27 protein-coding genes are annotated in these 25,956 nt (G+C 31.0%); 11 read left to right on the forward strand and 16 right to left on the reverse strand.

All coding sequences use genetic code 11. The features are described from left to right. Window positions 1–3 precede the first annotated feature (3 nt). The gene (locus BUB70_RS01195) at window positions 4–1,365 is read left to right on the forward strand and encodes a DUF58 domain-containing protein (RefSeq protein WP_073117859.1); all 1,362 of its coding nucleotides are present in this window, start codon (window positions 4–6) and stop codon (window positions 1,363–1,365) included. Window positions 1,366–1,401: 36 nt separating this feature from the next. Here the strand turns inward: BUB70_RS01195 and BUB70_RS01200 are convergent, their stop codons facing one another. After that, window positions 1,402–2,298, reverse strand: coding sequence for a TonB-dependent receptor (locus BUB70_RS01200; protein WP_159431402.1), 897 nt, complete (start codon window positions 2,296–2,298; stop codon window positions 1,402–1,404). Window position 2,299: 1 nt separating this feature from the next. Next, the gene (locus BUB70_RS01205; protein WP_073117861.1) at window positions 2,300–3,040 is read right to left on the reverse strand and encodes a hypothetical protein; all 741 of its coding nucleotides are present in this window, start codon (window positions 3,038–3,040) and stop codon (window positions 2,300–2,302) included. Between the two features lie 129 nt (window positions 3,041–3,169). Between BUB70_RS01205 and BUB70_RS01210 the strand changes: the two genes are divergently transcribed. The 4 genes from BUB70_RS01210 to lpdA all read left to right on the forward strand — a co-directional run bounded on the left by BUB70_RS01210 (window position 3,170) and on the right by lpdA (window position 7,892). Next, window positions 3,170–5,215: a M3 family metallopeptidase gene (locus BUB70_RS01210; RefSeq protein ID WP_073117862.1), complete on the forward strand. Its 2,046-nt coding sequence runs from the start codon at window positions 3,170–3,172 to the stop codon at window positions 5,213–5,215. 88 nt (window positions 5,216–5,303) lie between these two features. Further along, window positions 5,304–5,741: a DUF6146 family protein gene (locus BUB70_RS01215; protein ID WP_073117863.1), complete on the forward strand. Its 438-nt coding sequence runs from the start codon at window positions 5,304–5,306 to the stop codon at window positions 5,739–5,741. A gap of 3 nt (window positions 5,742–5,744) precedes the next feature. Next, window positions 5,745–6,377 (forward strand): CPBP family intramembrane glutamic endopeptidase, encoded by a 633-nt coding sequence (locus tag BUB70_RS01220; RefSeq protein ID WP_073117864.1) that lies wholly within the window; start codon window positions 5,745–5,747, stop codon window positions 6,375–6,377. Between the two features lie 111 nt (window positions 6,378–6,488). Further along, window positions 6,489–7,892, forward strand: coding sequence for a dihydrolipoyl dehydrogenase (gene lpdA / locus BUB70_RS01225; protein WP_073117865.1), 1,404 nt, complete (start codon window positions 6,489–6,491; stop codon window positions 7,890–7,892). A 68-nt stretch (window positions 7,893–7,960) separates the two neighbouring features. Here the strand turns inward: lpdA and BUB70_RS01230 are convergent, their stop codons facing one another. Continuing rightward, complete coding sequence (locus BUB70_RS01230) at window positions 7,961–8,512, reverse strand: YbhB/YbcL family Raf kinase inhibitor-like protein (protein WP_073117866.1); 552 nt, start codon at window positions 8,510–8,512, stop codon at window positions 7,961–7,963. 97 nt (window positions 8,513–8,609) lie between these two features. Here BUB70_RS01230 and BUB70_RS01235 point away from each other — a divergent pair, with 97 nt between their 5' ends. Further along, window positions 8,610–8,831 carry a CDGSH iron-sulfur domain-containing protein gene (locus BUB70_RS01235; protein ID WP_073117867.1) on the forward strand — a complete coding sequence of 74 codons (222 nt, stop codon included), beginning with the start codon at window positions 8,610–8,612 and terminating at the stop codon, window positions 8,829–8,831. A gap of 60 nt (window positions 8,832–8,891) precedes the next feature. After that, a complete protein-coding gene (locus tag BUB70_RS01240) occupies window positions 8,892–9,101 on the forward strand; it encodes a CDGSH iron-sulfur domain-containing protein (protein ID WP_073117868.1) in 210 nt (69 codons plus the stop codon). 62 nt (window positions 9,102–9,163) lie between these two features. Here BUB70_RS01240 and BUB70_RS01245 read toward each other — a convergent pair whose 3' ends face one another. The 4 genes from BUB70_RS01245 to argH all read right to left on the reverse strand — a co-directional run bounded on the left by BUB70_RS01245 (window position 9,164) and on the right by argH (window position 13,872). Beyond that, the gene (locus tag BUB70_RS01245) at window positions 9,164–10,273 is read right to left on the reverse strand and encodes a hypothetical protein (protein ID WP_073117869.1); all 1,110 of its coding nucleotides are present in this window, start codon (window positions 10,271–10,273) and stop codon (window positions 9,164–9,166) included. Between the two features lie 25 nt (window positions 10,274–10,298). Then, on the reverse strand, window positions 10,299–11,165 hold the full coding sequence (locus BUB70_RS01250) for a hypothetical protein (protein ID WP_073117870.1): 867 nt from the start codon (window positions 11,163–11,165) through the stop codon (window positions 10,299–10,301). 114 nt (window positions 11,166–11,279) lie between these two features. Continuing rightward, a complete protein-coding gene (locus BUB70_RS01255; RefSeq protein WP_073117871.1) occupies window positions 11,280–12,425 on the reverse strand; it encodes a helix-turn-helix domain-containing protein in 1,146 nt (381 codons plus the stop codon). Window positions 12,426–12,591: 166 nt separating this feature from the next. Then, a complete protein-coding gene (gene argH / locus BUB70_RS01260) occupies window positions 12,592–13,872 on the reverse strand; it encodes an argininosuccinate lyase (protein ID WP_073117872.1) in 1,281 nt (426 codons plus the stop codon). Window positions 13,873–13,994: 122 nt separating this feature from the next. Between argH and BUB70_RS01265 the strand changes: the two genes are divergently transcribed. From BUB70_RS01265 to BUB70_RS01280, 4 genes are read left to right on the forward strand one after another with little or no spacing between them, the layout of a single operon-like run. Then, on the forward strand, window positions 13,995–14,642 hold the full coding sequence (locus BUB70_RS01265; RefSeq protein WP_073117873.1) for a DUF4386 domain-containing protein: 648 nt from the start codon (window positions 13,995–13,997) through the stop codon (window positions 14,640–14,642). Beyond that, window positions 14,642–15,067 (forward strand): DUF6326 family protein, encoded by a 426-nt coding sequence (locus BUB70_RS01270; RefSeq protein ID WP_073117874.1) that lies wholly within the window; start codon window positions 14,642–14,644, stop codon window positions 15,065–15,067. Before BUB70_RS01265 ends, BUB70_RS01270 begins: the two co-directional genes overlap by 1 nt. Next, a complete protein-coding gene (locus tag BUB70_RS01275) occupies window positions 15,054–15,920 on the forward strand; it encodes an alpha/beta fold hydrolase (protein WP_073117875.1) in 867 nt (288 codons plus the stop codon). Before BUB70_RS01270 ends, BUB70_RS01275 begins: the two co-directional genes overlap by 14 nt. A 4-nt stretch (window positions 15,921–15,924) precedes the next feature. Then, a complete protein-coding gene (locus BUB70_RS01280; protein WP_073117876.1) occupies window positions 15,925–16,839 on the forward strand; it encodes a leucine-rich repeat domain-containing protein in 915 nt (304 codons plus the stop codon). Window positions 16,840–16,846: 7 nt separating this feature from the next. Here the strand turns inward: BUB70_RS01280 and BUB70_RS01285 are convergent, their stop codons facing one another. The 9 genes from BUB70_RS01285 to BUB70_RS01325 all read right to left on the reverse strand — a co-directional run bounded on the left by BUB70_RS01285 (window position 16,847) and on the right by BUB70_RS01325 (window position 25,630). Further along, window positions 16,847–17,437, reverse strand: a complete 591-nt coding sequence (locus tag BUB70_RS01285; protein ID WP_073117877.1) for a Crp/Fnr family transcriptional regulator — start codon at window positions 17,435–17,437, stop codon at window positions 16,847–16,849. Window positions 17,438–17,467: 30 nt separating this feature from the next. After that, window positions 17,468–18,529 carry a M20 family metallo-hydrolase gene (locus BUB70_RS01290; RefSeq protein WP_073118558.1) on the reverse strand — a complete coding sequence of 354 codons (1,062 nt, stop codon included), beginning with the start codon at window positions 18,527–18,529 and terminating at the stop codon, window positions 17,468–17,470. Between the two features lie 59 nt (window positions 18,530–18,588). Then, window positions 18,589–19,368, reverse strand: a complete 780-nt coding sequence (argB, locus tag BUB70_RS01295; protein ID WP_073117878.1) for an acetylglutamate kinase — start codon at window positions 19,366–19,368, stop codon at window positions 18,589–18,591. 99 nt (window positions 19,369–19,467) lie between these two features. Further along, window positions 19,468–20,427 carry an N-acetylornithine carbamoyltransferase gene (locus BUB70_RS01300; protein WP_073117879.1) on the reverse strand — a complete coding sequence of 320 codons (960 nt, stop codon included), beginning with the start codon at window positions 20,425–20,427 and terminating at the stop codon, window positions 19,468–19,470. A gap of 143 nt (window positions 20,428–20,570) precedes the next feature. Beyond that, entirely contained in the window at window positions 20,571–21,179 is a 609-nt protein-coding gene (locus BUB70_RS01305) for an outer membrane beta-barrel protein (RefSeq protein WP_073117880.1), read from the reverse strand. A gap of 89 nt (window positions 21,180–21,268) precedes the next feature. Continuing rightward, complete coding sequence (locus tag BUB70_RS01310; RefSeq protein WP_073117881.1) at window positions 21,269–22,396, reverse strand: aspartate aminotransferase family protein; 1,128 nt, start codon at window positions 22,394–22,396, stop codon at window positions 21,269–21,271. A 73-nt stretch (window positions 22,397–22,469) separates the two neighbouring features. Next, window positions 22,470–23,447 carry an N-acetyl-gamma-glutamyl-phosphate reductase gene (argC, locus tag BUB70_RS01315; protein ID WP_073117882.1) on the reverse strand — a complete coding sequence of 326 codons (978 nt, stop codon included), beginning with the start codon at window positions 23,445–23,447 and terminating at the stop codon, window positions 22,470–22,472. Between the two features lie 104 nt (window positions 23,448–23,551). Beyond that, window positions 23,552–24,748 (reverse strand): argininosuccinate synthase, encoded by a 1,197-nt coding sequence (locus BUB70_RS01320; protein ID WP_073117883.1) that lies wholly within the window; start codon window positions 24,746–24,748, stop codon window positions 23,552–23,554. Window positions 24,749–25,015: 267 nt separating this feature from the next. Next, window positions 25,016–25,630, reverse strand: coding sequence for a GNAT family N-acetyltransferase (locus BUB70_RS01325; protein ID WP_073117884.1), 615 nt, complete (start codon window positions 25,628–25,630; stop codon window positions 25,016–25,018). Window positions 25,631–25,956: the final 326 nt, after the last annotated feature.

Raw genomic sequence — 25,956 nt, forward strand, 5'->3', positions numbered from 1 at the left:
AATATGTCAGAAACAAACATCTTCACTCCTTTTAAAAAAGCTTACCAAAGTATCTACATCAACAATTTGTTTTTTTACATTTTGTTTGCACACATATTTTTGTTTGTCTTAAGCTTTTTTATCAAAGAATTATTTGTGCTTGGTTTGTTGTTAACCGCAATTTTTACTTGTATTTTTTGTTTTGATCTTTTTGTGGTATTTAGACTTAAAAACGGAATTGAATCTACTAGAATTTTACCCGAAAAATTATCTAACGGAGACCATAATGATATTACTTTAGAAGTTAAAAACAATTATCCTTTAGAAGTTTTTATAGAAATTATTGATGAAATTCCAAGTCAATTTCAAATCAGAGATTTTAGTATCAAAGCCAAACTAAAAGCACAAAACGTTAAAATATTCCCGTATCAATTAAAACCTGCAGAAAGAGGAGAGTATCATTTTGGAAGCACCAATATCTACGTTCATTCAATTTTAAATCTTGTGACCAAAAGATATATTTTAGGAGATGATAAAATGGTAAAAACCTATCCATCTTTCTTAAAACTAAAACAGTTTGATTTAAAAACCATCAATAGTATGACCTCGGCTTACGGGGTAAAAAGAGTCCGTAGAATTGGAAATTCTTTTGAGTTTGAACAAATTAAAGAGTACGTTCAAGGAGATAATATTAGAGACATTAACTGGAAAGCCACTGCTAAGAAAAACCAATTGATGGTAAATCAATTTGTAGATGAAAAGGCTCAAAATGTTTATATGCTAATTGATAGAGGAAGAACCATGAAAATGCCTTTTGATGGATTAAGCTTGTTAGATTATGCCATCAATGCTTCTTTAATTGTGAGTAATGTGGTCATTCAAAAACAAGACAAAGTAGGTTTGTTTTCTTTTTCAAAAAACGTGAATGACTATGTGGCTGCCGAAAGAAGAAATCACCAAATGGGTATGATTCTTGAATCTCTTTACAATGTAAAAACAAATTTTGAGGAAACCGATTTTGGCGTTTTGTACAGTGCAGTAAAACACAACATCAAACAAAGAAGTTTACTATTATTATACACTAATTTTGACAGCATGGATGCGCTTGAAAGACAAATGAATTATCTTAGAGCCATCAATAAAAATCATTTGCTAATTGTCATCTTTTTTAAGAATAGTGAAATTGTAGAACTAGCCAACAAAAGCACCCATTCTGAACAAGAAATCATTAAAAAAACGGTTGCAGAAAAATTTATTTACGACAAAGAACAAATGGTTTTAGAATTAAGCAAATACGGAGTCAATTCTATTTTAACCACTCCAAAAAACTTAACCATAGATGCCATTAATAAGTATATAGAAATAAAATCAAAAGGTTTAATATAAAAAAGTCCCATCATAAAAAGATGGGACTTATATTTTTCAATTTAATTCAAATCTTAATCCTGCAGAAATATTAACTCTATGCAGACTTTGAATATTATCTTCATTTAACTCAACAACTGTAGTCTCTCCATTTTCTTCAACTTCTAACTCTCTTATATTCCCCGTTAAATAAGAAAGTTCTATGCTAAGTAAAATATTTTTATTTAACTTATAATTATATCCAAAGTCATAATTGACACCCAACGTCTCTCCTTTTGAATTTATAAATCTAGTTCCTGCTTGTTCTTTATTTTTATAGTTTACATAACCCAAACCAAGGCCCATAAATAGTTGATGTTTTTCTTTATCACCAAATTTAAACCTATTAGCAAAAGACAAACCAAGATAATTAACATAAATATCATTTTTTAAACCGACCTCTTGTACATTAGGATTATCATTAAATGTAGTAATAATATTTTCTTCTGCATTGCTACTAAAAAAACTGCTGTGCTTTAACCCTAAACCAATTGACTCACTCAAGAAATAATGAAAATCTGTGGTAAAATTTATTCCTGATTTAAGTGCCATATAGTGATCTCTTACGACCTTATCATAATCATTAGAAACTCTTCCAATCATGTAACCATAGCCCGCTTGAATTCCGAAACTGAATGGAGTATAATCTTTTTTAGTTTTTTTTATATATTCTTCGGGAATGTCTGAGGTTTTATAAAAACCTTTTTTTAACTCTTTAATATCGTATTTGGGCAACAATGTACTTCTTACCTCACCATCTTTAACAAATCGGAAATAAGTAAATTCCTTTTTAGTTTTTGTGATTTGTGCATTGATAGAATCATTCTTTTTGGTTACAATTAAATCTTGAGCAGACACATTTGTAAAGCCTATTATACAAATTATCAACAAACCGTTCATCAATCTCTTCTTCATATTAATCTTTTTTAGTCTCATCGTGTTTAGCTTCAAAAGATTCAAACTCACTTATTCCTGTTTTATAATCAACAAACTCCATATCAGGCCTACCTACAAAAGCTCCAACTTTAACAGAACATCTTAAAAAATAATGTTTACCAAATTCAACATCAATAGGCAATTCCTCTTTAGATTCTGTCTTTGCCCATATAGTATTTAAACCTTCTTTTGTGATTTTAATAGTATTCTTATAATTATTTTTTACTCTACAAATAGTAGAATCCCCTAACTTTAAATTATAAGATACCAAAGCACCAGTTCCTTTATATCTATAAATATGTAATAAAGCATAATCTACTCCTTCTAAAACAGGTTCTTTAACTTCTTTATTAGCTATTTTACTGATATCTTCTGTATGATAAAGTTTAATTTTTAAACGATGACATGAACTTCCAAAAGCTGATGGAAATTTATGCTCAGTAATTTTAATGATATTTGCTCCTACTTTTCTAGCTTCTAGCTTCGCTTTTTCCAACATCGTCTCATAATTACATTTAGTCGTAAAACCTGAATCTCCCATGGAAACTTCACCTATTTCTCTCAGTCCATCAGGTACAACCTGTTTTTCTGTAAAAACCAATATTTTAGCATCATAAGAAAGAGCAGATTGATTTGATATTATATCTGTTCTTATTTTTGGACTACAAGCCATTAAAACTCCTAGGCAAGCAATCAGCAAACATTTGTAAATCTTTTTCATCTTTAAATCATATAATTTTTACACAAAAAAACATATTTAAATTCAATTTATTCACTATTCCATCTTAAAAAGTATTGCCTCCCAAAGTTTTCTATTAATTTTGTTGGAACTAATATATTTAGAAAAAACATGAATCCTTTATTACAAGAATTTAACACTCCATATAACACTGCTCCTTTTGAACAAATTAAAAACGAGCATTACCAACCTGCGTTTGAACAAGCTATTAAAGAAGCTAGACAAGAAATTGATGATATTACCAACAATACAGAAGCTCCAACATTTGAAAACACTATTAAAACTTTAGATTTTTCTGGACATAAATTAAGTAGAATTTCTTCTATTTTCTTCAATTTAAATTCAGCAGAAACCAATGATGAAATGCAAAAAATTGCACAAGAAGTTTCTCCTGTTTTAACTGCTTTTTCTAACGATGTAAGTTTAAATGAGGAATTATTTAAACGTGTAAAAGAAGTTTACAACCAACGTGAATCTTTAGATTTAACGGCTGAAGAATTGATGTTGCTTGAAAAAAAATACAAAGGTTTTTCTCGTAACGGAGCCAATTTAAGTGATGACAAAAAAGAAGAACTAAGAAAAATTGATACGGAGTTATCAAAACTATCTTTAACTTTTGGAGAAAATGTTTTGGCTGAAACTCAAAATTATGAGTTACATATAACCAATGAAAAAGATTTGAGCGGATTACCAGAAGGTACTATTGAAGATGCTGCACAAACCGCAAAAGAAAAAAACAAAGAAGGTTGGGTTTTTACCTTAGATTTCCCTAGCTACATTCCGTTTTTAACCTATGCAGACAATAGAGAACTGCGTAAAGAAATGGCAATTGCTGCAGGTAAAAAAGGATTTCAAGACAACAAAAACAACAACGAAGAAATTGTTTTAAGAATTGTTCAACTACGTGCCAAACGTGCTCAATTATTAGGTTATAAAACCCACGCACATTTTGTATTGGAAGAACGCATGGCAGAGTCTGCTGATAAAGTAACAGAATTCTTAGAAGATTTTGTTCAAAAGGCAAAACCTAAAGCAACAGAGCAATTTAACCAACTAAAAGAATTTGCTCGCAAAAAAGATGGAATCACCGAATTACAAAAATGGGATGGTGCTTATTATAGCGAAAAGCTAAAACAAGAATTGTTCGATTTTGATGAGGAAATTCTAAAACCTTATTTTCAATTAGAAAACGTCATCAACGGTTCTTTTGAAATTGCCAAACGTTTATACGATTTGCATTTTGAAGAAGTAAACAATATTGAAAAATATCACAAAGACGTTAAAACATACAAAGTGACCAACGGAAATGGTGATTTTATTGCTGTGTATTACGCCGATTTTCATCCTAGACCAGGAAAAAGAAATGGAGCTTGGAAAACAGGATATAAAAGTCAATGGATTTTAGAGGGTGAGAATTCTAGACCTCATATTTCTATTGTTTGTAACTTTACCAAACCTACCGCTACCAAACCGAGTTTGTTAACGTTTAACGAGGTTACTACTTTGTTTCATGAATTTGGACATGCTTTACATGGAATGTTAGCCAACACAACTTTCCCTAGTTTATCGGGAACTTCGGTTTCTTGGGATTTTGTGGAGTTACCTAGTCAAGTAATGGAAAACTGGTGTTTTGAACAAGAGGCTTTAGAGCTGTTTGCGAAACATTATAAAACTGGTGAAGTCATTCCAAATGAATTGATTCAGAAAATTAAAAAAGCTTCTAACTTTTTAGAAGGTCTTCAAACATTAAGACAGTTAAGTTTCGGAATTCTAGACATGGCTTGGCACAGCCTTGGGCTGTTTAATAATGACAGCAACAATGTAATAAAAAGCGTAAAGGAATTTGAAACGGAAGCTTTTAAAAGTACTCAATTGTATCCTGACGTTTCAGAAAATTGCATGAGTACAGCTTTCTCTCACATTTTCCAAGGTGGATATTCTGCTGGATATTATTCGTACAAATGGGCAGAAGTCTTAGATGCAGATGCGTTTGAATATTTTAAAGAAACTGGAATCTTTAACAAAGAAACCGCAGCAAAATTTAAAGACTTTGTGCTAAGCCAAGGAGGAACTCAAAAACCTATGGAATTGTACAAAAAATTTAGAGGACATGAACCAACCCCTGATGCTTTATTAAAAAGAGCAGGATTGTTGTAAATTCATACAATTTTTCACTACTTATAAAGAGCTGTTTATCAAATGTATATTCAGCTCTTTTTTGTAAATTTAAGTAAACCTTGTTTCTATGAAATCTCTTTTATTAAAAACTTTATTAACCTTTATAGTAGTTGGTTCTATGATTCATTGTAGTTCCTATAAAAATAATGTTGTTGATAAAAACTTACATACAGAAACTGATACCATTAAAATTGTAAATGAAGAGGAAGAATATGAAGTGACTATTATAGATCCCGGATTTAATTCGTGGCTAGCAGGAAGGGCTAGACCAAGAAACTATTATTCATTACAATATTTAGAAAACAAAAACTACATCTATGTGATAGAATGGAATATTAGAGCTAATAATCCTAGCAGATATTCTTCAGAATTATACGGCATGAGAATTGATTATGACCCTAATATTAAATATGGTTATGAAGTCAATTATTTACTCTATAATTATTTTATTTATTTTCAACAAAAATATCATCAACGCTTAACGGGAGGCATTGTTCCTTGGTAATTTATGATTAAAACACTTCCAAAAAACAGTATAGAGTTTATCTTGTTTTTTATTTTGTATCCTATTTTTTTAGCCATTTCTAGTATTCCATTAAATTATAAACTTTACACTGTGCCATTTGTTTTTACTTATGTGGTATATGTTAGTTATTTAGATCGTAAAGCATTATTCTTTAAAAGAAATTTTATCAAACCTCCTTATTTTTGGAAAACAACTGGTTTTAGGCTGTTAATAGTTATCATTTCTTCCTTAACATATATGTTTTTCACCAACAAAGACTTATTGTTTATATCCATTTTAACCCAACCCATTTTATGGATAAAAATGATTTTTGTTTACACTTTATTTTCAGTCATTCCCCAAGAATACATTTATCGCGCACTCTATTTTCATCGTTACAAAGATTTATTTAAATCTTCTGGAACCTTCTTTTTAGTAAATGCACTTGTCTTTTCTTTAGGACATTTAATGTTTAAAAGTTCCTTGGTTTTAATCATCACTTTTATTGGCGGATTTCTTTTTGCTTATACCTATCAAAAAACAAAATCCATCTTTTGGGTAAGCGTGGAGCATGTTATTTATGGAGGATGGTTATTTACTGTAGGAATGGGAAAAATGTTAGGATTTCCTATCTAATTACGTATAAAAAAATCAACAAAAAGTAAAAAAACGTTATTTGGTGTTATTTGATTCAAACACTTGCTAGCTTTTATTTACTTTTGTTATACACAAGAAAAAAAAACTTTCATGAACAAGTACGATGTAACCGTTATCGGTTCTGGACCAGGAGGATATGTAGCAGCCATTCGTTGCGCACAATTAGGATTAAAAACTGCGATTATTGAAAAGTACAGCACTATGGGTGGTACTTGTTTAAATGTAGGATGTATTCCTTCTAAAGCATTGTTAGATTCTTCTCATCATTATCATGATGCCTTATCTCATTTTGAAAAACACGGAATTGGGGTAGAAAACATTACGCTAGATTTTCCTAAAATGATTGAGCGTAAAGCTGAAGTAGTTTCTCAAACTTCTTCTGGAATCAATTTTTTAATGGACAAAAATAAGATTGATGTTTATGAAGGTCGTGGAGAATTTTTTGACACCACTCACATCAACATTCATAAAAATGATGGTTCTGTAGAAAAAATTGAATCTGCAAAAACCATTATTGCCACAGGATCTAAACCAGGATCTTTACCTTTTATCAACATTGATAAGGAAAGAGTGATTACTTCTACCGAAGCTTTAAAATTAAAAGAAGTACCAAAACACTTAATTGTGATTGGTGGTGGAGTGATTGGATTGGAATTAGGACAAGTTTACAAGCGTTTAGGAGCAGAAGTTTCTGTAATTGAATACATGCCTAAAATTGTTCCTGGAATGGATGATATGTTGTCTAAAGAATTACAAAAATCTTTAAAGAAACAAGGTCTTAAATTCTTTGTAAGTCACAAAGTAACTTCTGTAACCAACACTGGTGATGGAGTAAAAGTTACTGCTGACAACAAAAAAGGAGAAGAAGTTATTTTTGAAGGAGATTATACATTAATTTCTGTGGGTCGTATTCCTTATACTACTGGATTAGGGTTGAACAACATAGGAATTAAAACTACTGAAAGAGGACAAATAGAAACTAACGACCACTTACAAACTAACATTGAAAACATTTATGCAATTGGAGATGTGGTAAAAGGTGCGATGTTGGCTCACAAAGCTGAAGAAGAAGGAACCATGGTTGCTGAATTGATTGCTGGTGAAAAACCACATATTAACTATAACTTAATTCCTGGAGTCGTATATACTTGGCCAGAAGTTGCTGCTGTTGGTAAAACAGAAGCACAATTAAAAGAAGAAGGTATTGCTTATAAAGCGGGTTCTTTTAACATGAGAGCTTTGGGTAGAGCAAGAGCAAGTATGGATACTGATGGACAGGTTAAAGTATTAGCAGATGCAACTACTGATGAAATTTTAGGAGTTCATATGATTGGAGCAAGAGCTGCGGATATGATTGCTGAAGCTGTGGTAGCTATGGAATTTAGAGCATCAGCAGAAGATGTTTCTAGAATGTCTCATGCACACCCAACATATACGGAAGCAATTAAAGAAGCTTGTTTGGCTGCTACTGCAGACAGAGCTATTCACGCTTAAAATATCATAATATTTAAATAAAAAACCCTCTTGAGTTTTCAAGAGGGTTTTTTATTTTTTATACTAAATTATCTTTTGTAATAGGCAATAATACTTGCTTTGGCTATAGTGTTGTTCCATAAATAATAACCAACAGTTGCAGGATTGGTATTTGCATCCAAACCTAATTTGTCTGTTTTTAAAGCATGAACCGTAATAATGTATTGATGTAAACCATGTCCTTCTGGTGGACAAGGACCTCCATAACCAGGTACTCCAAAAGTTGTAACGCTTTGAATCGCTTTTTCTGGAGCCAACTTTAAAGATACATTCCCAGCATTGCTAACCAACTCATTTACATCATCAGGAATATCAAATACCATCCAGTGCCACCATCCACTTCCTGTAGGTGCATCAGGATCATACATCGTTACTGCAAAACTTTTAGTTCCTTCCGGAGCGTTCTTCCAAGATAATTGCGGCGATTCGTTTTTACCCGTACATCCAAAACCATTAAATTCTTCGGTAATAGTGGCCTCTCCACCGAGTGTTTTACTTGTTAGTGTAAATGTTTTTTGAGCAAACAACGTAGTTCCTAAAAAGAACAACAGGGCACTCAATCGATAAAATTTAGCTTTCATATAATTTGATTTTTTTTAGTACACTAAAGTTAGTAAGCTTAATTCAATACTCATAAATTTGTACACCAATTTACATTATTTGTAACCAATATTAGTAATGAATAAACCCATTCCAACGCCTAGAGCTTGTTATTTACTTAAAAACAAAGCTTATGCTTACTGCACTTGTAACAATAGCAAGGACAAACCTTATTGTGATGGAACTCACAAAGGAACCGAGCAAAAACCTTTGTTATTTAAAGTTCCTGAAAATGAAAAAGCTTTTTTGTGTACTTGTGGTAGTACTAAAAATGCTCCTTATTGCGATGGGTCTCATTAATTTATATTCTATCTAAAGGGAATTCTAATTAATTTTATTCTTTAACTAAAAAGATAAAACATGCCTGTAATAGAACTAAAGAAAGGAAAAACATATAAATATTGTACTTGTGGACATTCAGAAGTAATGCCATTTTGTGATAGTGCCCATGCAACTAAAGGGGGAGGAAAACCAATTCTTTTTACTGCCGAAAAAGATGGAGATGTTGCACTTTGTGGTTGTGGTAACAGCAATAACAAACCCTATTGTGATGGTTCACATGCCAACTAATATTAGCCCCCAACTTATTTCTAAGTTGGGGGCTAACCTTCTTCCTCTTTTTCAATGAATCACTAATTAATCTTCTCTAAAATCTCTTTTATATTTGCCTTTAAGAAAGCACTACTTGCATTGTATAAACCATCAGCATATTTTTTACTATCTACTTTTATCCATGTGGCATTTTTAGAAAATCTATCTTCTACAGTAACCAAAGTAACTCCCCCTATTTGCTGATAATTATTAGAAAAAGAAGTTGGCACAACGGTTTGTTGTCTTTGGTAAGCTTTTATTTTTTCCTTTTTCATAACTCCGTTAATTTCAATAGATTTTTTTATAGTTCCATTGTATTGACCAATAGCACTTGCCGCTATTTTAGCTTTTCCATAAACAACATCTACAGAAGAGCTTATGTTTTCTGAGGTCATAGCTCCTTTAACACCAATACTTCCTAAGACTCCCAGTTTAGTTGGTTTTTTAGGTGATTGCACCGTATAACTATTAGCCAATCTTAAATTAGTATTTATTTTTACTTTTGCTACCTTATCTAAACTTCCTAAATTAAATCCTTTAGAAGCAATTTCAGAAAACATTATATACACGTTCACATCAATCACCAAAGCATCATCTAATTGTTTAGAAAGAACAGGTGTGTTAAGTCCTTTAAACACTTTATTTAATTTTGCAGCAACTTTAGACCTATCTTTGTACAAAGCGGTAAACCCTTCTGGAACACAAGACAAAACACCCGGTAATTTTTCAGCTTCATTAATAGAAGGACCTGTTACTTTTTTCCAACCTTCAAAAAATTCAACTTTACTCGCTTCTTCTGCAGTAATAATTTCGTATCCATTGGACATAAAATCATTAACAAACTCCTGATATAGTCTATTTGTTTTTTCTTGAATATCTTGAGACTGAACTCCATCTAAACCAACTGCTGCTCTAGCGGTTGCTGATCCTACTTTTTTTCCTCTAGTACCGTTGTAACCGTTTTTATAATCTACGGCTTCTTTATAAACTTCATAATAGATATTAAACGACTTAATAAATACTTTTTTAGGTCCTTTTTTTGCTTTTTTTAAACCAAATTGATTGGTTTTTAGTTTTACTTCTGATATTTGTTGCGCATTCGCTATATAAATAGTTAAGACAGCAGCTATAAAAAATAATTGTTTTTTCATTTTATTAGTTATTTAGTTTTAATTTTTATACACCAATTATTTGACCTGTAAACGTAGTTTCTGTACCGTCTTCTGCTTTCATCACTATATCTTCAAACTTTAGATCTATTTTAGAGGAATCACTAGCATTAACAGTAACCTCAACTGTTCCTGATTGAGCAAACCAATTCTTAGAATCATGACTATAAAACACCATGGTTAATTTTCCTACCCCTGGAACCACATTAATTCCTTCAGAAGCTAAAACATTATAGGTACCTGCATTGATAACTTTCATCAAATCAAAATAAAATGTTAAAGCGGCACTATTAGATTGACATGGATTTGAAATAATATGAACTGTAGAAACCAGTGGTTTTCCTTGTGAAATTGGTGTACACTCTATCTTATCATCTCCAAAAAAGTAATACGAATCTGTTTTATCTCCTCCATTATTACCACCTACAATTACTTCTTTTAGTGAAGCATAAAGAAGATTGGTTGATGTTTTAAGAACATTTATTTTATTGATAAAATTGTCTGCTTTTAAAGATAAAGCATAAGACAAATCGTTTTCTGCATCTTTCCAAACATACTCATCTCCATTGATTGTAAAAACAGGTAATTCTATTTCATCTCCATCATTTTTATCCGGATCTGTATCTATGAATAACATTCCCGAACTAGAAAATGTTAACGTTATTTTTTGATTCTCAACAAATGGTGCTCCCGATATAGCTGTATTAGTATTAAAAGAAACAGTTTGCGTTGGATAGTTAGCTGTAAAAACTGATATAAATTCTTTTTGTTCTGTGGTCAATTCTACCTCTTCTTTTATAGAATCATCACCAGATGAACAAGCATAAAAAAATGCAGTAAATAAAAAACTAACTGCAATAATATAATGTTTCATTTTTAGATAAGTTTAAGTTTAAACCAAAACTACATCTAGTCCTAAAATTAAAACACATATGTATAAAAAACTATGTCTCAAAAACAGCAATTGAGACATTTTTTAAGACAAAACCTACTGAATATATTGGGAAGGGCTAGTCTGTTTGATATTTTTAAAGACTCTATAAAAAGAGCTTCTACTCTTAAAACCTGCTTTTTCTGCAATAGCATCAATTGTTAATTTGTCTTTTTCAGACTTTAAAAGTATAATGGCTTCTTCAACTCGGAATTCATTAATTAACTGAATAAAACTTTTGTTTAATTCAGAGTTAATCACTTTAGAAACTGTTCTTGAAGATTCATTTAAATCTACACCTAACTGATGAATGGTATAATCTTTATTTAAATACGTTTTATTTTCTTGTAAAAAACTTAATATTTTATCAGAATTTAATTCCTCATCTTGTTCTTCTTCTTTTACAATAAACGTTGACTCTGATAATTGAACCTCTTTAGATTTTATTTCTTTTTTATTAAAAACATCTGTATCATATGCCATCTTATTTGCAAAACTCTTGTACACCATTATTGGATAAAAACAAGACGATGCCAAAGGTGTTGCCAAAAGATCGGAATATATTACATAACTTGGAAAAAAACTCATTTGAACCACATATATCAACAGTATTAAAATATTAAGATACAACAGACGAGTTACAAAAAATTTTAACCATTTATAATTGGTTTTATCTACAATAGACAAATAGGTTTTCGTTTTTATCAAATTCACCTTTTTAATACTCCAAGTAATATAAATAGCAAAATGAATTAACTGAGCTATATTAATGATGTTAATCATCAAATCTTCTCCTGAGGCTATTTGCAAGTAGTTTTTATAATTGATCTCATTTGGCTGAAGAGATATATAAATTCCATAAAAAATCACAAAAAAAACAGGAAAAAAATGAAAAAGATCTTTTGTTTTAAACTGATATTTATTGTCTTGAACCAAATGGATGTATAACAACAATAAAGGTCCAAATAAAAATGTGCTTGATAAACCTATAAAAATAAATACCAAATATTCAGAAAAATACTGTAAATAAAATAAAGGATTCATGACCAAAACAATACTTGGAATAAAAACCAATAGCCCTAATACTTTATTACTTTGGTTATTACTTTTCTTAAAAAACAAGATTAAAAAAAGTACCATTAAATTTGCTGCTGCAAGTAATGAGAATATGACCAATAATTTTAATTCTTCAGAACTACTCATAAATTTTAATAATTATTGGGAACTAAAATATTATTTTTTCTGATAAAAACCTTTTTGATACTCACAATAAGCATCATAAAATTAATCTAACTGATTTTAGTACCTAAACAAAAAGCCTCACTATTTCTAGCGAGGCTTTTTATCTTTTTTATAAAAAACTAATTTCCTAAAAATTAGCTTCCATTTTTTCTTTAATCAAATCTAATCTTAAATTTCCTACAGAACCAATATGAGTATGGTTTACATTTAAATCTGGTTTAAATTCTCCATTCTGAATTTTAGCTCCTACAATTTTATAAGCATCTCTAAAAGGCGTTCCTGCTTGTACCAAAGCATTTACTTCTTCTACACTAAAAATGTATTTATACTTATCGTCTTGTACAATATTTTCGGTGATGATGATATTTTCTAAAGAAAAAACCATCATATCCAAACAAGATTTTAAGGTAGATACCGATGGAATCAATCCTTCTTTTACCAATTGTAAGTCTCTGTGATATCCACTTGGTAAATTGTTTGTAATTAGGGTTAATTCGTATGGCAATGCTTGTAATTTGTTACATTTACCACGAATCAATTCAAATACATCTGGATTCTTTTTATGTGGCATAATACTAGAACCTGTAGTTAATTCATCAGGAAAAGTTACAAATCCAAAATTCTGAGACATGTACAAACAAATATCCATACTCATTTTTGCCAAGGTTGCAGACAAACTTGCAATGGCAAAAGAAATAGATTTTTCTAATTTTCCTCGTCCCATTTGAGCTGCTACAGAATTTACTTTTAAAGCAGAAAACCCTAATTCTTTAGTAGTCATTTCTCTATCAATAGGAAAAGAAGATCCATAACCTGCTGCAGAACCTAACGGATTTTGGTCTGCTACTTTGTAAGCAGCATCTAAAAAATATACATCATCAATCAAACTTTCCGCATAGGCAGAAAACCACATACCAAAAGAAGACGGCATGGCTACTTGTAAATGTGTATATCCTGGTAACAAGTGATTTTTATACTTTTCGGCCAATTCAATTAACAAATCAAATAATTTTTTAGCCCAATCTTTTAATTCTAAAATAGCATCTTTAGAATACAAATGCACATCTAACAAAACTTGATCGTTACGAGAACGTGCCGTATGAATTTTCTTTCCCGCATCTCCTAACTTTTCAGTTAACAACCACTCGACTTTAGAATGTACATCTTCAAAAGAATCTTCAATAGTAAAAGTTCCATCTTCAACCGTTTTTAAAATGTTATTTAACTCGGTAACCAAAGCTTCTAATTCTTCATCAGAAATAGTCCCAATAGCATTTAACATTCTCGTCTGAGCAATATTTCCAAGCACATCGTATTTAGCCAATTGCAAGTCTAATTCTCTGTCGTTCCCTACGGTAAAAATGTCAATTTTTTTGTCGGTTGCATAACCTTTGTCCCAAAGTTTCATACGGTTGTTTTTTAATCTGCAGGCAAAGATACTCTTTTTTTAACGTTTCTTATTTCTTACCAAACGTCAATGCAAGCATTTTTTTTATACCTCAACTTTGCAATATCTAAAATTAAAACATCATGAAAAACCAAAAAATTATTGGACTTCTTTATCTCTCTATTGCTATTATTGGAGGATTTAGTATGGGTTATGCTCCTATTGAACTAATTGATATTCATAACTTATCACTAACCTTTCATAACATTCAGGAAAACCTATTACTATTTAAACTTAGTATTCTTGGAGATGGAATTGTGATTGTTCTTGAATTATTCATCACAATTTTATTGTATCATTTTTTTAAACAAACCGATACTTTATGGAGTGAAATCGCAAAATATTCAAGATTAGCTATGGCCTTAATTATGGCAATCAATATTCTTTATTATATTATTCCATTGCATAACATGCGCATAACAAATACTTCTGTTGAATTCTTTAACTTTTGTATACAAGCGCATTTTTACACCGTGTATATTTGGCAGGTTTTCTTTGGAATTCACATGATTGCTTTATCGGTTTTAACTTGTAAACATCCTCAATTTTCTAAAATCTTATCCTTTTTATTATTGCTTGGAGGAATTGGTTATTTGTTAGATTGTATTGTTTATTTTGTTGGAATTGAAAACACTATTTTCACTACATCTGCCAATATTTTATTAGGAGTTGCAGCCGTTTCTGAATTGAGTTTTGCTGTGCTGTTATTGATTAAAAAAAGTAAAATCTAATGAATACACTCTTTTTCAGCAAACAGCAAAAGTTACTAAGTACACTTTGGATTTTTGTTACCTTTAATTACTTGTATTGTGATGTAATAGGCATTATGGATGCTGATTTTTTAAAACAATACTTAACCGGAAATGTAGATGGCTTAGAAATTACAAATAACTTTTTGTTAATGGCGGGTATTTTAATGGAACTACCAATAACTATGATTTTATTGTCAAAAATATTATCACCTTTATACAACTGTTGGACAAACATTGGAGTAGCTAGTATTAAAACTTTAGCGATGGTTACTACCTTATTTATTGGAACTCCCACAAATTATTATCTCTTTTTTGCAACTATAGAAATTTCAACAACCCTTTTTATCATAGGCTATTCATGGTATTGGATACAAAAACTAAAACAACAATATGTCTCTATATAACACTAAAAAATCCAAAGAAGAAATTTTAAATTTGTATGATCAAAAACTAAACTGTCTTCAAATTAATTATCAATACCTAACAGTTTCTACAAATTTTGGAAATACCAACATTATTACCTGTGGAGAAGACACAAATTCTCCTATAATTCTTCTGCATGGTTCTAATGCTTGTGCTCCTCTTGCTCTTGAAACTTATTATGAGTTAATTCCTCATTTTAAAATATATGCTATAGACATACTTGCCCAACCTAATAAAAGTGACGAAACAAGATTGAATATTAAAGATGATTCTTATGGAAAATGGATACATGAAATTATAAATTATCTACAAATTGAAAATGTGACCTTAGCTGGATTTTCATTTGGAGGATTGGTGATATTAAAAACGTTAGAGGTTGATGAAAATAAGATCAACAAAGTTTATCTATCAGCACCTGCATACATTGTTAATGGAAACCCATTTAAAGCTATATTTAAAGTTTTCATCCCCATGAAAAAATATATAAAAACTAAAAAGATTCAGTATCTAGAAAAGTTTTTAAAAGGAGTCTTTAGTGAAAAAGATCCGTTTGCATTAACGTTTTTATCTAAGGTATTACCAAATTTTAAGATGGACTTTACACCAGTACCTACCATAAATAAACAGAAAGCAGATTCCATAAAAACACCTATAGTATTATTTGCTGCTGAGAACGATATTATGTTTCCAGGTAAAAAAATGATACAAAAAGCTAAAAAAATATTCCCCAGTTTAAAAAGTTATCAATTATTTAAAAACTCTAATCACGTTTTCAATAAAATAAACAACAATATTGTTTGTGATATTATTATAAAAGACAAAACAAATCACTAATTCGATGAAAAGAAAATTACTACAAAAAAACACTCTTTACTTTATACTAACAACACTATCACTCCTATCTTGTTCTAATGACATAGATAACCCCGATAACTTAGACAGCAAATATGTTTTTATACCTGACAATTCTTTTGAGGAAATTTTAATTGAACAAAATATAGATTCTGATAATACTGTTGATGGAAAAATTTTGAGAAGTGATGCTGAAAAAGTCTACACACTAGACTTAAACAAAGAGCAACATTTTGGAAATATTAAAAATCTAACAGGTATAGAAGGTTTTAAAAACATAACAAAACTAACTGCCGTAAGTCATGAAATAACATCTATTGATTTAAGTCACAATCAACTTTTAGACACCTTATATTTAATAGGTAATTATCTTAAAGAAATCAACTTTACCCAAAACCCAAACTTGATATATATAGATATCCAATCAAACGAATTAGAAATTATAAAAGGGCTTTCTTCTGCTACAAAACTCAAAAAACTAAATGCTTCGTGGAACAATTTAGAAACTTTTAACATTCAGAACCCCTCTTTAGAAGTACTGCATATTAGTCAAAATTTTTTAACAGAACTAAATATTAATGAAGCTACAAACCTTAAAAACCTACTATTAACCAGCAATAAATTAGCCTCTTTAAATATAAGTTCTAACCATAAATTAGAAACTTTGTTAACCTCAGACAATCGTATCGAAAGTATCAATTTAGAAAACAATCGTAACTTAACACATCTTTACATTACTAGTAACAACCTAAATAGATTAGATGTAAGTAATAACTTAAAATTGATTGAGTTAAAAGTTGATAGAAATCCAAATCTAACATGTATTAAAAAACTATCTAATCAAAATATTCCAAGTATATCACTCTCTACTTATCAAACAATTAGCAGTAACTGTAATTAACTTGCTGCTAATTTTGTTCTTTTATTTTTTCAAAAACTCGTCTTTTAATTCTACTGTAAGATTCTGGAGTCACCCCAATATAACTAGCAATCAATACTTGGGGCACTCTATGAATTAAATTAGGTTGTGTATTTATTAAGGTGATAAAACGTTCTTCGGGAGTAGAAATCATGAAATTTGACATTCTATCTTGCATTTTTCCTGCTTCTTTCTCTACTTCTCTTCGGATAAGTTTTTCCAATCTAGGAACGCGTTCAATCATTTCATCTATTAAAGAATCATTCCCCACAGTTACAATAGAATCTTCTAAGCATTCAAAATATGATTTTGATGGACAACCGGTAACCTCACTAGAAAAAGAATTTACTGGATCACCTTCTACAAAAAAAGAGATTGTTTTTTCTACACCATCTTTTATTATAAATTCACGAATACAACCTTGAACAACTGCATAGCATTCTTTAGAAACCTCTCCTTCTCTTAACAAGTACTCTCCTTTCTTTGATTTTTTTAACACTGTATTATCTACAATGATATCAACTTCTTCAGGAGTAAGAAACTGAAAATTTTCAATAAATTGTTTTAGTGCTTCTTTCATAAAAAAATTGTGCTGTTCACAATTCTAAATTTAAACAATTCCTTTTAATAGCTCTACGTAAAAAGCAACTCCATCATAAACCTCTTGCACATAAATAAATTCATCTGCTGAATGAGAACGTAAAGAATCTCCAGGACCTATTTTTACAGACTGACAAGTCAACCTACATTGATCAGATAACGTTGGAGAACCGTATGTCTTTTTTCCTAAAGCAACTCCAGACTTTACAATATCATGATTTGGATCTATAGAAGATGAATTCAATCTTAAAGAACGAGGAATTACGTCACATTCTGTATTTTCAGCAATAATTTCTGCAATCTCTGCATTGGTGTATTGATCTGTAACCCTACAATCTACCACAAAAGTTAATTCTGAGGGCACTACATTGTGTTGATTTCCTGCATTAATTTGAGAAACCGTCATTTTTACCTCTCCTAAAAAAGGAGATACTTTTGGAAACTTATAAGAATTAATCCACTCTAAATCTTTTAAAGCTTTAAAAATTGGATTTTGATGATTTGGAATATGCGCTGCATGACCAGGAGTTCCGGTTACTTTTCCATCAAACACCACCAAACCTTTTTCTGCAATAGCCAAATCTAACAAAGTAGGTTCTCCCACAATAGCTACATCTATTCTAGGCATAATGTCTTGCATATAAGCAATTCCATTTTCACCCGAAATTTCTTCTTCGGCAGTAGCTGCCAAGACAAAATTGTATTTTAAATCTTTTTGAGGATAGAAATATACAAAAGCAGACATTAAACCTACCAAACAACCTCCAGCATCGTTAGACCCTAAACCATACAATTTATCTCCTTCTATTTTTGCTTCAAAAGGATCACGAGTATAGGCTTGATTTGGCTTTACGGTATCATGATGAGAATTTAATAAAATGGTCGGCTTGCTTTCATCAAAATATTGATTGGTTGCCCAAACATTATTCAAATCACGTTTTACCTCAACACCTCTATCAGTTAACCAATTTGCTAAAATTTCTGCAGTCGGTTCTTCTTCTTTAGAAAAGGATTGGGTTTGAATTAAAGATTGAAGTAATTCTAAAGCTTGTTTTTGTAGTTTTTCTATCATATCTCTTAGTTTGTAAAGTCCAAAAGTTTGTAAAGTTATCAAGTCACTTTAAAAACTAATTACAACGTTAATGTTGTAAACAATTGTTCTTTATTTTTTATCACCGTTGGATTTCCTATAATTACCTCAGAAACTCCTTGTTGCAAAGCATTAAAGCAGTTTTCCATTTTTGGTAACATTCCATCAGCAATAATTCCATCAGCTTTTAACTGACTATATTTTTCAGAATTGATATCTGTAATCACTGAATTGTCATCATCTACAGAAGTCAAAACTCCATTTTTTTCAAAAGTATACACCAAAGAAACATCATATAAATCTGACATTCCTACAGCAATCGTACTCGCAATGGTATCAGCATTGGTATTTAACAACTGTCCTTTTCCATCGTGCGTAATGGCACAAAAAACAGGCGTCATACCTCCTTTAATAAACGTAGCAATATTGGTTGCATTAATTCCATCTACATCACCTGCAAAACCATAATCCACATCTACCACTTTACGTTTGTGAGCTTGAATAGAATTTCCATCAGCACCAGACAAACCTAAAGCATTGCAGTTTTTACTTTGTAACGTAGCCACTATATTTTTGTTTAACAAACCAGCATATACCATGGTTACAATTTCAATCGTCGCTTCATCAGTAACTCTACGACCATTAATCATGGTTGCTTCAATTCCTAAATCGGCTGCCAATTGTGTAGCACGTTTTCCACCTCCGTGAACCAATATTTTATTCCCTTCTAAAACTGCAAAATCGGATAAAAAACTTTCCAATGCTCCTGCATTGTTGATTACATTTCCTCCTACTTTTACAATGGTTAGTTTTTGTTTCATTTTATAAGTACTAAGTAAAAAGTAAAAAGTAAAAAGTATGTGTTCTAAATGTAAATAATCGCATTCCTAAACTCAGTACTTTGTACTCTATACTAGATACTATTTTAAATTCTCTAATATTTTCTTTAACACAATCTGCGCTGAATAAGTTCTGTTATTTGCTTGTTTGATAACGATAGAATTTTCAGAATCTATCACTTCATCCGCTACAATTACATTTCTACGAACAGGTAAACAGTGCATAAATTTTGCATTGTCTGTTACCGCCATTTTATCTGCTGTAATCATCCAAGAACTATCTGTATTTGCTACTTTTCCGTAGTCTTTATACGATGACCAGTTTTTAGTGTAAATAAAATCTGCTCCTTCAAAGGCTTTCTTTTGATCATATTCAATTGTCGCACCTTTAGTTCTTTCAGGACTTAATTCATATCCTTCTGGATGCGTAATAACTACTTCAAAATCATCTTCATGAGCCAAAGCCATCTCTGCAAAAGAATTTCCTACTGCGTGTGGCAAAGCACGTGGATGTGGTGCCCAAGACAAGACTAATTTTAATTTCTTTTTTGCTGGTTTGTGTTCCTCAATGGTAATGGCATCTGCCAAAGCTTGTAAAGGATGTCCTACCGATGATTCCATGTTTAAAATAGGCACAGTGGCATATTTTACAAAAGCAGATAAGACTTCTTCTGCCTCATCTTTTTCTTTGTCTTCTAATCCTGCAAAAGCACGAATAGCAATGATATCACAATATTGAGAAATCACCTCGGCAGCTTCTTTTACATGTTCAGACTTTCCTTGATCCATAATGGTTCCATCTTCAAATTCCAACTGCCATCCTTCTGCACCAAAATTCATTACAATAGGCTCCATTCCTAAGTTCAACGCTGCTTTTTGAGTACTTAAACGCGTACGCAAACTATTGTTAAAAAATAACAAACCAATGATTTTGTTTTTTCCTAAAGCTTGGTCTTTTAATGGATTCTTTTTTAGCTCAATCGCTTCTTTTACCGTGTCTTTAATACTTGGTAAATCGTGAATGGATAAGTAGTGTTTCATATAAATATGGATTCTTTGAATCTTGTTCTAATTTATTTCTTCTTTTTACAAAAAAAGAGTTCTTGATTACTCAAGAACTCTGTAAAATTACTAATAATATTGTAGTTGTAATAACTTTTAAAAAGATGGTTTATTTTAATTAACTATAAAAAAAACGAAAAACCTATACTCGACACAAAACCATCTGTTATTGTTTCTGCATCATACCCTTGATTGTCTATTTTATTTTTAGTTGAACTATATCCTAAGAATAAATCAGTTGAAAAATACTTCGTTAAAAAAAATGAAAAACCACCTCCTAATTGATAAGACACTACGTTATAGACTTGTTCATTATTCTGTTCATTTAGAAAAGATAATTCATATTTTGTTTTTCCAAACCCAACGTCTCCCTCTAAGAACACACCCATATGGTTATTTGAATAAGCGTATATTCTTGTAAATGGTTTTATTTGAAAAGTTGTGTTTTTCTGATAAACCTCTGGAGAATCCTGATCACTTAACTGATTGCTATATGGAATGTTTACCCCTAAAGCTATATTATTAAGAAGAAAATAGGCGACTTTTACAGAAATATTAAAGTTTTTTGTTTCTACCTCTGTCTCTGAATTATTCATACTTACTGACGAATTCAATGAACTAAACCCCAAACTAGAACTGCTTGCTCCAATTAAAAACTTTCCTTTTTCTGTTTGTGCATTTATTTTTAATGTTGCAAATCCTATTAAAACAACTAACAAAACCTTTTTCATATATTTTTTTGGGACAAACTTAATATTAATCCACAAAAAAACCACCTTCTATAAAGGTGGTTTTAATTTTTTAAAATTCTATTTATAAATTATAGTAATTCTTTTAATGCTTTTATAAACACATCAATATCTGCTTTTGTAATATTTAAAGGCGGTAAAATACGCAACAAGTTTTTGTTGTTTGCTCCTCCTGTAAAAATCTTATAGTCATAGATTAATTTCTTGCGTAGCTCTCCTACTTCGTAGTTAAATTCCAACCCAAGCATCAATCCTTCTCCTTTTATTTGTTTTACTCCAGGTAAGTCTTTTACTTGCTCCTTAAAGTATGCATTTACCTCAGCAACATTTTGCATAATGTTTTCTTGCTTCATCACATCTAATACAGCTATTCCTGCAGCACATGCTAAATGAGAACCTCCAAAAGTAGTTCCTAACATTCCGTACCAAGGCTCAATATGATTTGCAATTAAAACTCCACCAATTGGAAAACCATTCCCCATTCCTTTTGCCATCGGAATGATATCTGCTTTTACTCCGTGATGTTGGTGTGCAAAGAACATTCCAGATCTTCCGTAACCAGATTGTACCTCATCGAAAATTAAGCACACGTTATTTTCTTGAGTAATTTTTCTTACTTCTTGTAAAAATTCTGTGGTTGGTTGATCTAATCCTCCAACTCCCTGAATAGGTTCTACAATTACAGAAGAAACATCTCCTTTAGCAATCTCTGTTTTCACCAATTCAATATCATTCAATGGTAAAATAGTTACAGGATTATGTGCGTTGATTGGAGCAATAATTTTTGGATTGTCTGTAATAGAAACGGCTCCAGAAGTACGTCCGTGGAATCCGTTTTTAAAAGCAATCACTCTAGATTTTTGATTGTAGAACGAGGCTACTTTAATAGCGTTTTCGTTTGCCTCAGCTCCTGATGAGCATAAAAACAAAGCATAGTCTTCTCCACATCCAGACAAGTCTCCTAATTTATCAGCCAATTCTTGCTGCAAAGGATTCTGAATCGCATTAGAATAAAATCCAACTTTACTCAATTGATTTTCTAATGCTGCTTTGTAATATGGATGTGTGTGACCAATAGAAATCACTCCGTGACCTCCATATAAGTCTAAATATTTCTCTCCTTTATCGTCCCAAACATAAACTCCTTCTGCTTTTACAGGAGTTACGTTGTATAATGGGTATACGTCAAATAATTTCATTTTAATTTAGTATTAAGTACTGAGTATTGAGTACAGAGTATTCTTACTACTTTGTACTTTATACTTTGTACTATTAAAAAGCACTTCCTTTTAAGTGCAATCCTTCAGTTTCCTCAAAGCCAAACATTAGGTTCATGTTCTGAACTGCCTGCCCTGAAGCCCCTTTTAACAGGTTGTCAATAGCTGAATAAATCAACAAATTGTCTCCGTGTTTAATTAAAGAAATAGCACACTTGTTTGTGTTCACCACTTGTTTCATATTCACAGGGGCATCCGTAACGTGAACAAACGGTGCCTCTGCATAAAACCGTGTAAAAATTTCTTTAGCTTCTTCTAAAGTTCCATCAAACTTGGTATAAATAGAAGCAAAAATTCCACGACTAAAGTTTCCTCTGTTAGGAATAAAAAACAACTCCCCTGTTTTACTTTCTTGTAAACCTTCTAACGTTTCTCCTATTTCTCCTAAATGTTGATGTGTAAAGGGTTTGTAAACAGAAAAATTATTATCTCTCCAAGGAAAATGAGACGTTGATGTTGGTGAAACACCCGCTCCAGTTGCTCCTGTAGTTGCGTTGATATGAATGTCGTTTCCTAATTTTTTAGCTTTTGCTAAAGGCAATAAGGCAAACTGAATACAAGTAGCAAAACATCCTGGATTGGCAATGTAATTTGCTTTTTTAATTTCTTCTCTTCTAACTTCAGGCAATCCGTAAATAAATTCCTTTCCTTCAAAAACCATATCAGCATTTAAACGGAAATCATTACTTAAATCTATAATTTTTGTACTGTCTGAAAACGTATTATTTTGCAAAAATGAAGTCGAATTTCCATGTCCTAAACACAAAAACAATACATCAACATTTTTATTAATAGTATCTGTAAAATCTTGCTCGGTATCTCCTAACAAATCAGCATGTACAGCGTATAGTTTATTTCCAGCATTAGAAGTACTGTACACAAAATCTAATTCCACCTGAGAATGATTTAATATAATTCTAATCAACTCTCCAGCAGTATACCCTGCTCCTCCTACTATTCCTGCTTTTATCATTTTTATTTAGTTTATAAAGTTGTAAAGTTACAGGCTGAAAAGTTGTTTATCTTTATTTAGATAACTTTTAAACTTTAAGAACTTGCAACTTGACAAACTAATTTTTATGCATCTAACAAATCTTTATTTACGTGGTAAAAGATTTTGTTTTGCATTCCGTATATTTTTATAAATCCTTTGGCATCTTGACTAGACCATGCATTATTTTCCTCTCCATAATCTGCAAACCCTGAAGCCATTAAATCATATTTAGAATCAATTCCTGTTACAATAAAGTGATAAGGTCTTAACGTTACATACACATCTCCTGATACTGTTTTTTGAGAATCTTCTAAAAACTTTTCTATGTTACGCATCAAAGGCTCTAAGTACTGACCATCATGGAAAAATGTTCCATAAGTAGTAGCCAAACCTTCTTTGGTAATTTGTTGTGCTTTAGACAATGTATGCTTTTCTAACAAGTGATGCGCTTTAATCGTTACCGTTGCAGCAGCAGCTTCAAATCCAACACGTCCTTTAATTCCAACAATCGTATCTCCTACGTGAATATCTCTACCAATAGCAAAAGCAGAAGCCACTTCTTCTAATTTTAAAATATTGTTTACTGGAGAATCTTGTACACCATTAAAAGCTACAAACTGACCTTTATCAAAAGTCAAAGTTACTTGCTCTTCATCTTCTCTTTTTAATTGACTTGGATATGCTTCACTTGGTAATGCTTTTTGAGATTTTAAGGTCTCTACTCCTCCTACAGAAGTTCCCCAAATTCCTTTATTCACAGAATACTTAGATTTTTCCCAGTTCATGTCTACTCCATGAGATTTTAAATAATCAATTTCTGTTTGACGAGATAATTTTAAATCACGAATTGGTGTAATGATTTCAATTTCTGGTGCTATGGTTTGGAATATCATATCAAAACGAACCTGATCGTTACCAGCTCCTGTAGAACCATGTGCAATATATTTAGCCCCAATAGATTTTGCATATTTAACTACTTCTATAGATTGGAATACACGTTCTGCAGATACAGATAACGGATAAGTATTGTTTTTTAACACATTTCCATACACCATGTATTTGATGGCTTTTTCGTAATAATGTTCTAAAATATCTTTGTTTTCATGAGAAGTCACGCCCATTTCGTAAGCTTTTTTCTCAACAACAGCTAATTCCTCTTTGGTAAAACCACCTGTGTTTACCAAAACAGAATGTACTTCTAATTTTAATTCGTTGATTAAATATTTTACACAATACGAAGTATCTAAACCTCCACTATATGCCAATACTACTTTATCCATGATATTATTTTAGTTTGTAAAGTTTTAAAGTTAAAAGTTCGTAAAGTTTTACTTCTCTTTTTAAACTTTTTTAAAACTTAATTTCCTTATTTCTATTTACTTGCTTCATTCTAAAGTTGATTTTTTTGATTAAAATTTTTACTTTTTAACCTTCAACTTTATAAACTAACAATTACAGTCCGCAAAAATACGGAATGTGAATGAAACATTAAAAATTAACCCATGAAAACACTAATCCTGAACAGAATTAGGTTTTTACACAAAAAATTAGTCTTTTTTATGAAAGAATTTATCCTTCAACTTTGCCAACTTTGCTTTAAACTCCCAACTAGGTTCTTTGGCTGCTTTTTTGCGCTCCACCTCTTTAGGATCGTGTAACATACCTGTACACAAGCACATTTTACGTTCGTTGCGTTCTAAAATATCAAAGTTTTTACAAGACTTACATCCATTCCAAAAAGCTTCATCTCTAGTAAGCTCTGAAAAAGTAACAGGCTTATATCCTAGCTCATAATTTATTTTCATGACAGCCAAACCGGTTGTGATTCCAAATATTTTAGCATCAGGATACTTTTCTTTAGAGTGATTAAATACTTTTGTTTTGATTTGTTTTGCCAATCCTTGATTTCTATAATCAGGATGTACAATTAAACCAGAATGCACTACATAAGATTTATTTTCCCAAGTTTCTATATAACAGAAACCCGCAAATTTTACACCGTCTAAAGCGATGACTGCATCTCCACTTTCTAATTTTTTCTTAATATACTCCGGGGTTCTCTTAGCAATACCTGTTCCTCTTACTCTTGCAGAAGTTTCAATGGTATCGCAGATGACATCGGCGTATTTAAAGTGTGATTTGTTTGCAGTTACAATTTTCATTGTTGATGATATATTTTATAAGTTGTTTTCATATTTTCTGATGTTGTCTATAATTGTGAATAGCACTTTTTAAAGTAACTACTCCCTACATCGTCGCCTACGAAAACATACAACAACAGTTTTGTAGATATACATATCTACAAAGTAAGAAGAAAATAATAATTCACCTGCTAACTGCATGATTTAAAATAAAAAAATAGGTGGCAAAAGTACAATTATAAAATCAAATAAAAGAAAAATATTTTCATTGATTCTGGAGAAACACAATTTCCTTTAACAAGAAATTATTAAGTATTTTATAATGAAGTCATCTGAATAAAACTCTT

Source organism: Wenyingzhuangia marina, assembly GCF_900130035.1.
Lineage (GTDB): Bacteria > Bacteroidota > Bacteroidia > Flavobacteriales > Flavobacteriaceae > Wenyingzhuangia > Wenyingzhuangia marina.

What these genes read in the sequence shown, in the direction of transcription:
- BUB70_RS01195 (WP_073117859.1), top strand. Translation starts at nt 4, where the DNA reads ATGTCAGAAACAAACATCTTCACTCCTTTTAAAAAAGCTTACCAAAGT.
- BUB70_RS01200 (WP_159431402.1), bottom strand. Translation starts at nt 2,298, where the DNA reads ATGAAGAAGAGATTGATGAACGGTTTGTTGATAATTTGTATAATAGGC.
- BUB70_RS01205 (WP_073117861.1), bottom strand. Translation starts at nt 3,040, where the DNA reads ATGAAAAAGATTTACAAATGTTTGCTGATTGCTTGCCTAGGAGTTTTA.
- BUB70_RS01210 (WP_073117862.1), top strand. Translation starts at nt 3,170, where the DNA reads ATGAATCCTTTATTACAAGAATTTAACACTCCATATAACACTGCTCCT.
- BUB70_RS01215 (WP_073117863.1), top strand. Translation starts at nt 5,304, where the DNA reads ATGAAATCTCTTTTATTAAAAACTTTATTAACCTTTATAGTAGTTGGT.
- BUB70_RS01220 (WP_073117864.1), top strand. Translation starts at nt 5,745, where the DNA reads ATGATTAAAACACTTCCAAAAAACAGTATAGAGTTTATCTTGTTTTTT.
- lpdA (WP_073117865.1), top strand. Translation starts at nt 6,489, where the DNA reads ATGAACAAGTACGATGTAACCGTTATCGGTTCTGGACCAGGAGGATAT.
- BUB70_RS01230 (WP_073117866.1), bottom strand. Translation starts at nt 8,512, where the DNA reads ATGAAAGCTAAATTTTATCGATTGAGTGCCCTGTTGTTCTTTTTAGGA.
- BUB70_RS01235 (WP_073117867.1), top strand. Translation starts at nt 8,610, where the DNA reads ATGAATAAACCCATTCCAACGCCTAGAGCTTGTTATTTACTTAAAAAC.
- BUB70_RS01240 (WP_073117868.1), top strand. Translation starts at nt 8,892, where the DNA reads ATGCCTGTAATAGAACTAAAGAAAGGAAAAACATATAAATATTGTACT.
- BUB70_RS01245 (WP_073117869.1), bottom strand. Translation starts at nt 10,273, where the DNA reads ATGAAAAAACAATTATTTTTTATAGCTGCTGTCTTAACTATTTATATA.
- BUB70_RS01250 (WP_073117870.1), bottom strand. Translation starts at nt 11,165, where the DNA reads ATGAAACATTATATTATTGCAGTTAGTTTTTTATTTACTGCATTTTTT.
- BUB70_RS01255 (WP_073117871.1), bottom strand. Translation starts at nt 12,425, where the DNA reads ATGAGTAGTTCTGAAGAATTAAAATTATTGGTCATATTCTCATTACTT.
- argH (WP_073117872.1), bottom strand. Translation starts at nt 13,872, where the DNA reads ATGAAACTTTGGGACAAAGGTTATGCAACCGACAAAAAAATTGACATT.
- BUB70_RS01265 (WP_073117873.1), top strand. Translation starts at nt 13,995, where the DNA reads ATGAAAAACCAAAAAATTATTGGACTTCTTTATCTCTCTATTGCTATT.
- BUB70_RS01270 (WP_073117874.1), top strand. Translation starts at nt 14,642, where the DNA reads ATGAATACACTCTTTTTCAGCAAACAGCAAAAGTTACTAAGTACACTT.
- BUB70_RS01275 (WP_073117875.1), top strand. Translation starts at nt 15,054, where the DNA reads ATGTCTCTATATAACACTAAAAAATCCAAAGAAGAAATTTTAAATTTG.
- BUB70_RS01280 (WP_073117876.1), top strand. Translation starts at nt 15,925, where the DNA reads ATGAAAAGAAAATTACTACAAAAAAACACTCTTTACTTTATACTAACA.
- BUB70_RS01285 (WP_073117877.1), bottom strand. Translation starts at nt 17,437, where the DNA reads ATGAAAGAAGCACTAAAACAATTTATTGAAAATTTTCAGTTTCTTACT.
- BUB70_RS01290 (WP_073118558.1), bottom strand. Translation starts at nt 18,529, where the DNA reads ATGATAGAAAAACTACAAAAACAAGCTTTAGAATTACTTCAATCTTTA.
- argB (WP_073117878.1), bottom strand. Translation starts at nt 19,368, where the DNA reads ATGAAACAAAAACTAACCATTGTAAAAGTAGGAGGAAATGTAATCAAC.
- BUB70_RS01300 (WP_073117879.1), bottom strand. Translation starts at nt 20,427, where the DNA reads ATGAAACACTACTTATCCATTCACGATTTACCAAGTATTAAAGACACG.
- BUB70_RS01305 (WP_073117880.1), bottom strand. Translation starts at nt 21,179, where the DNA reads ATGAAAAAGGTTTTGTTAGTTGTTTTAATAGGATTTGCAACATTAAAA.
- BUB70_RS01310 (WP_073117881.1), bottom strand. Translation starts at nt 22,396, where the DNA reads ATGAAATTATTTGACGTATACCCATTATACAACGTAACTCCTGTAAAA.
- argC (WP_073117882.1), bottom strand. Translation starts at nt 23,447, where the DNA reads ATGATAAAAGCAGGAATAGTAGGAGGAGCAGGGTATACTGCTGGAGAG.
- BUB70_RS01320 (WP_073117883.1), bottom strand. Translation starts at nt 24,748, where the DNA reads ATGGATAAAGTAGTATTGGCATATAGTGGAGGTTTAGATACTTCGTAT.
- BUB70_RS01325 (WP_073117884.1), bottom strand. Translation starts at nt 25,630, where the DNA reads ATGAAAATTGTAACTGCAAACAAATCACACTTTAAATACGCCGATGTC.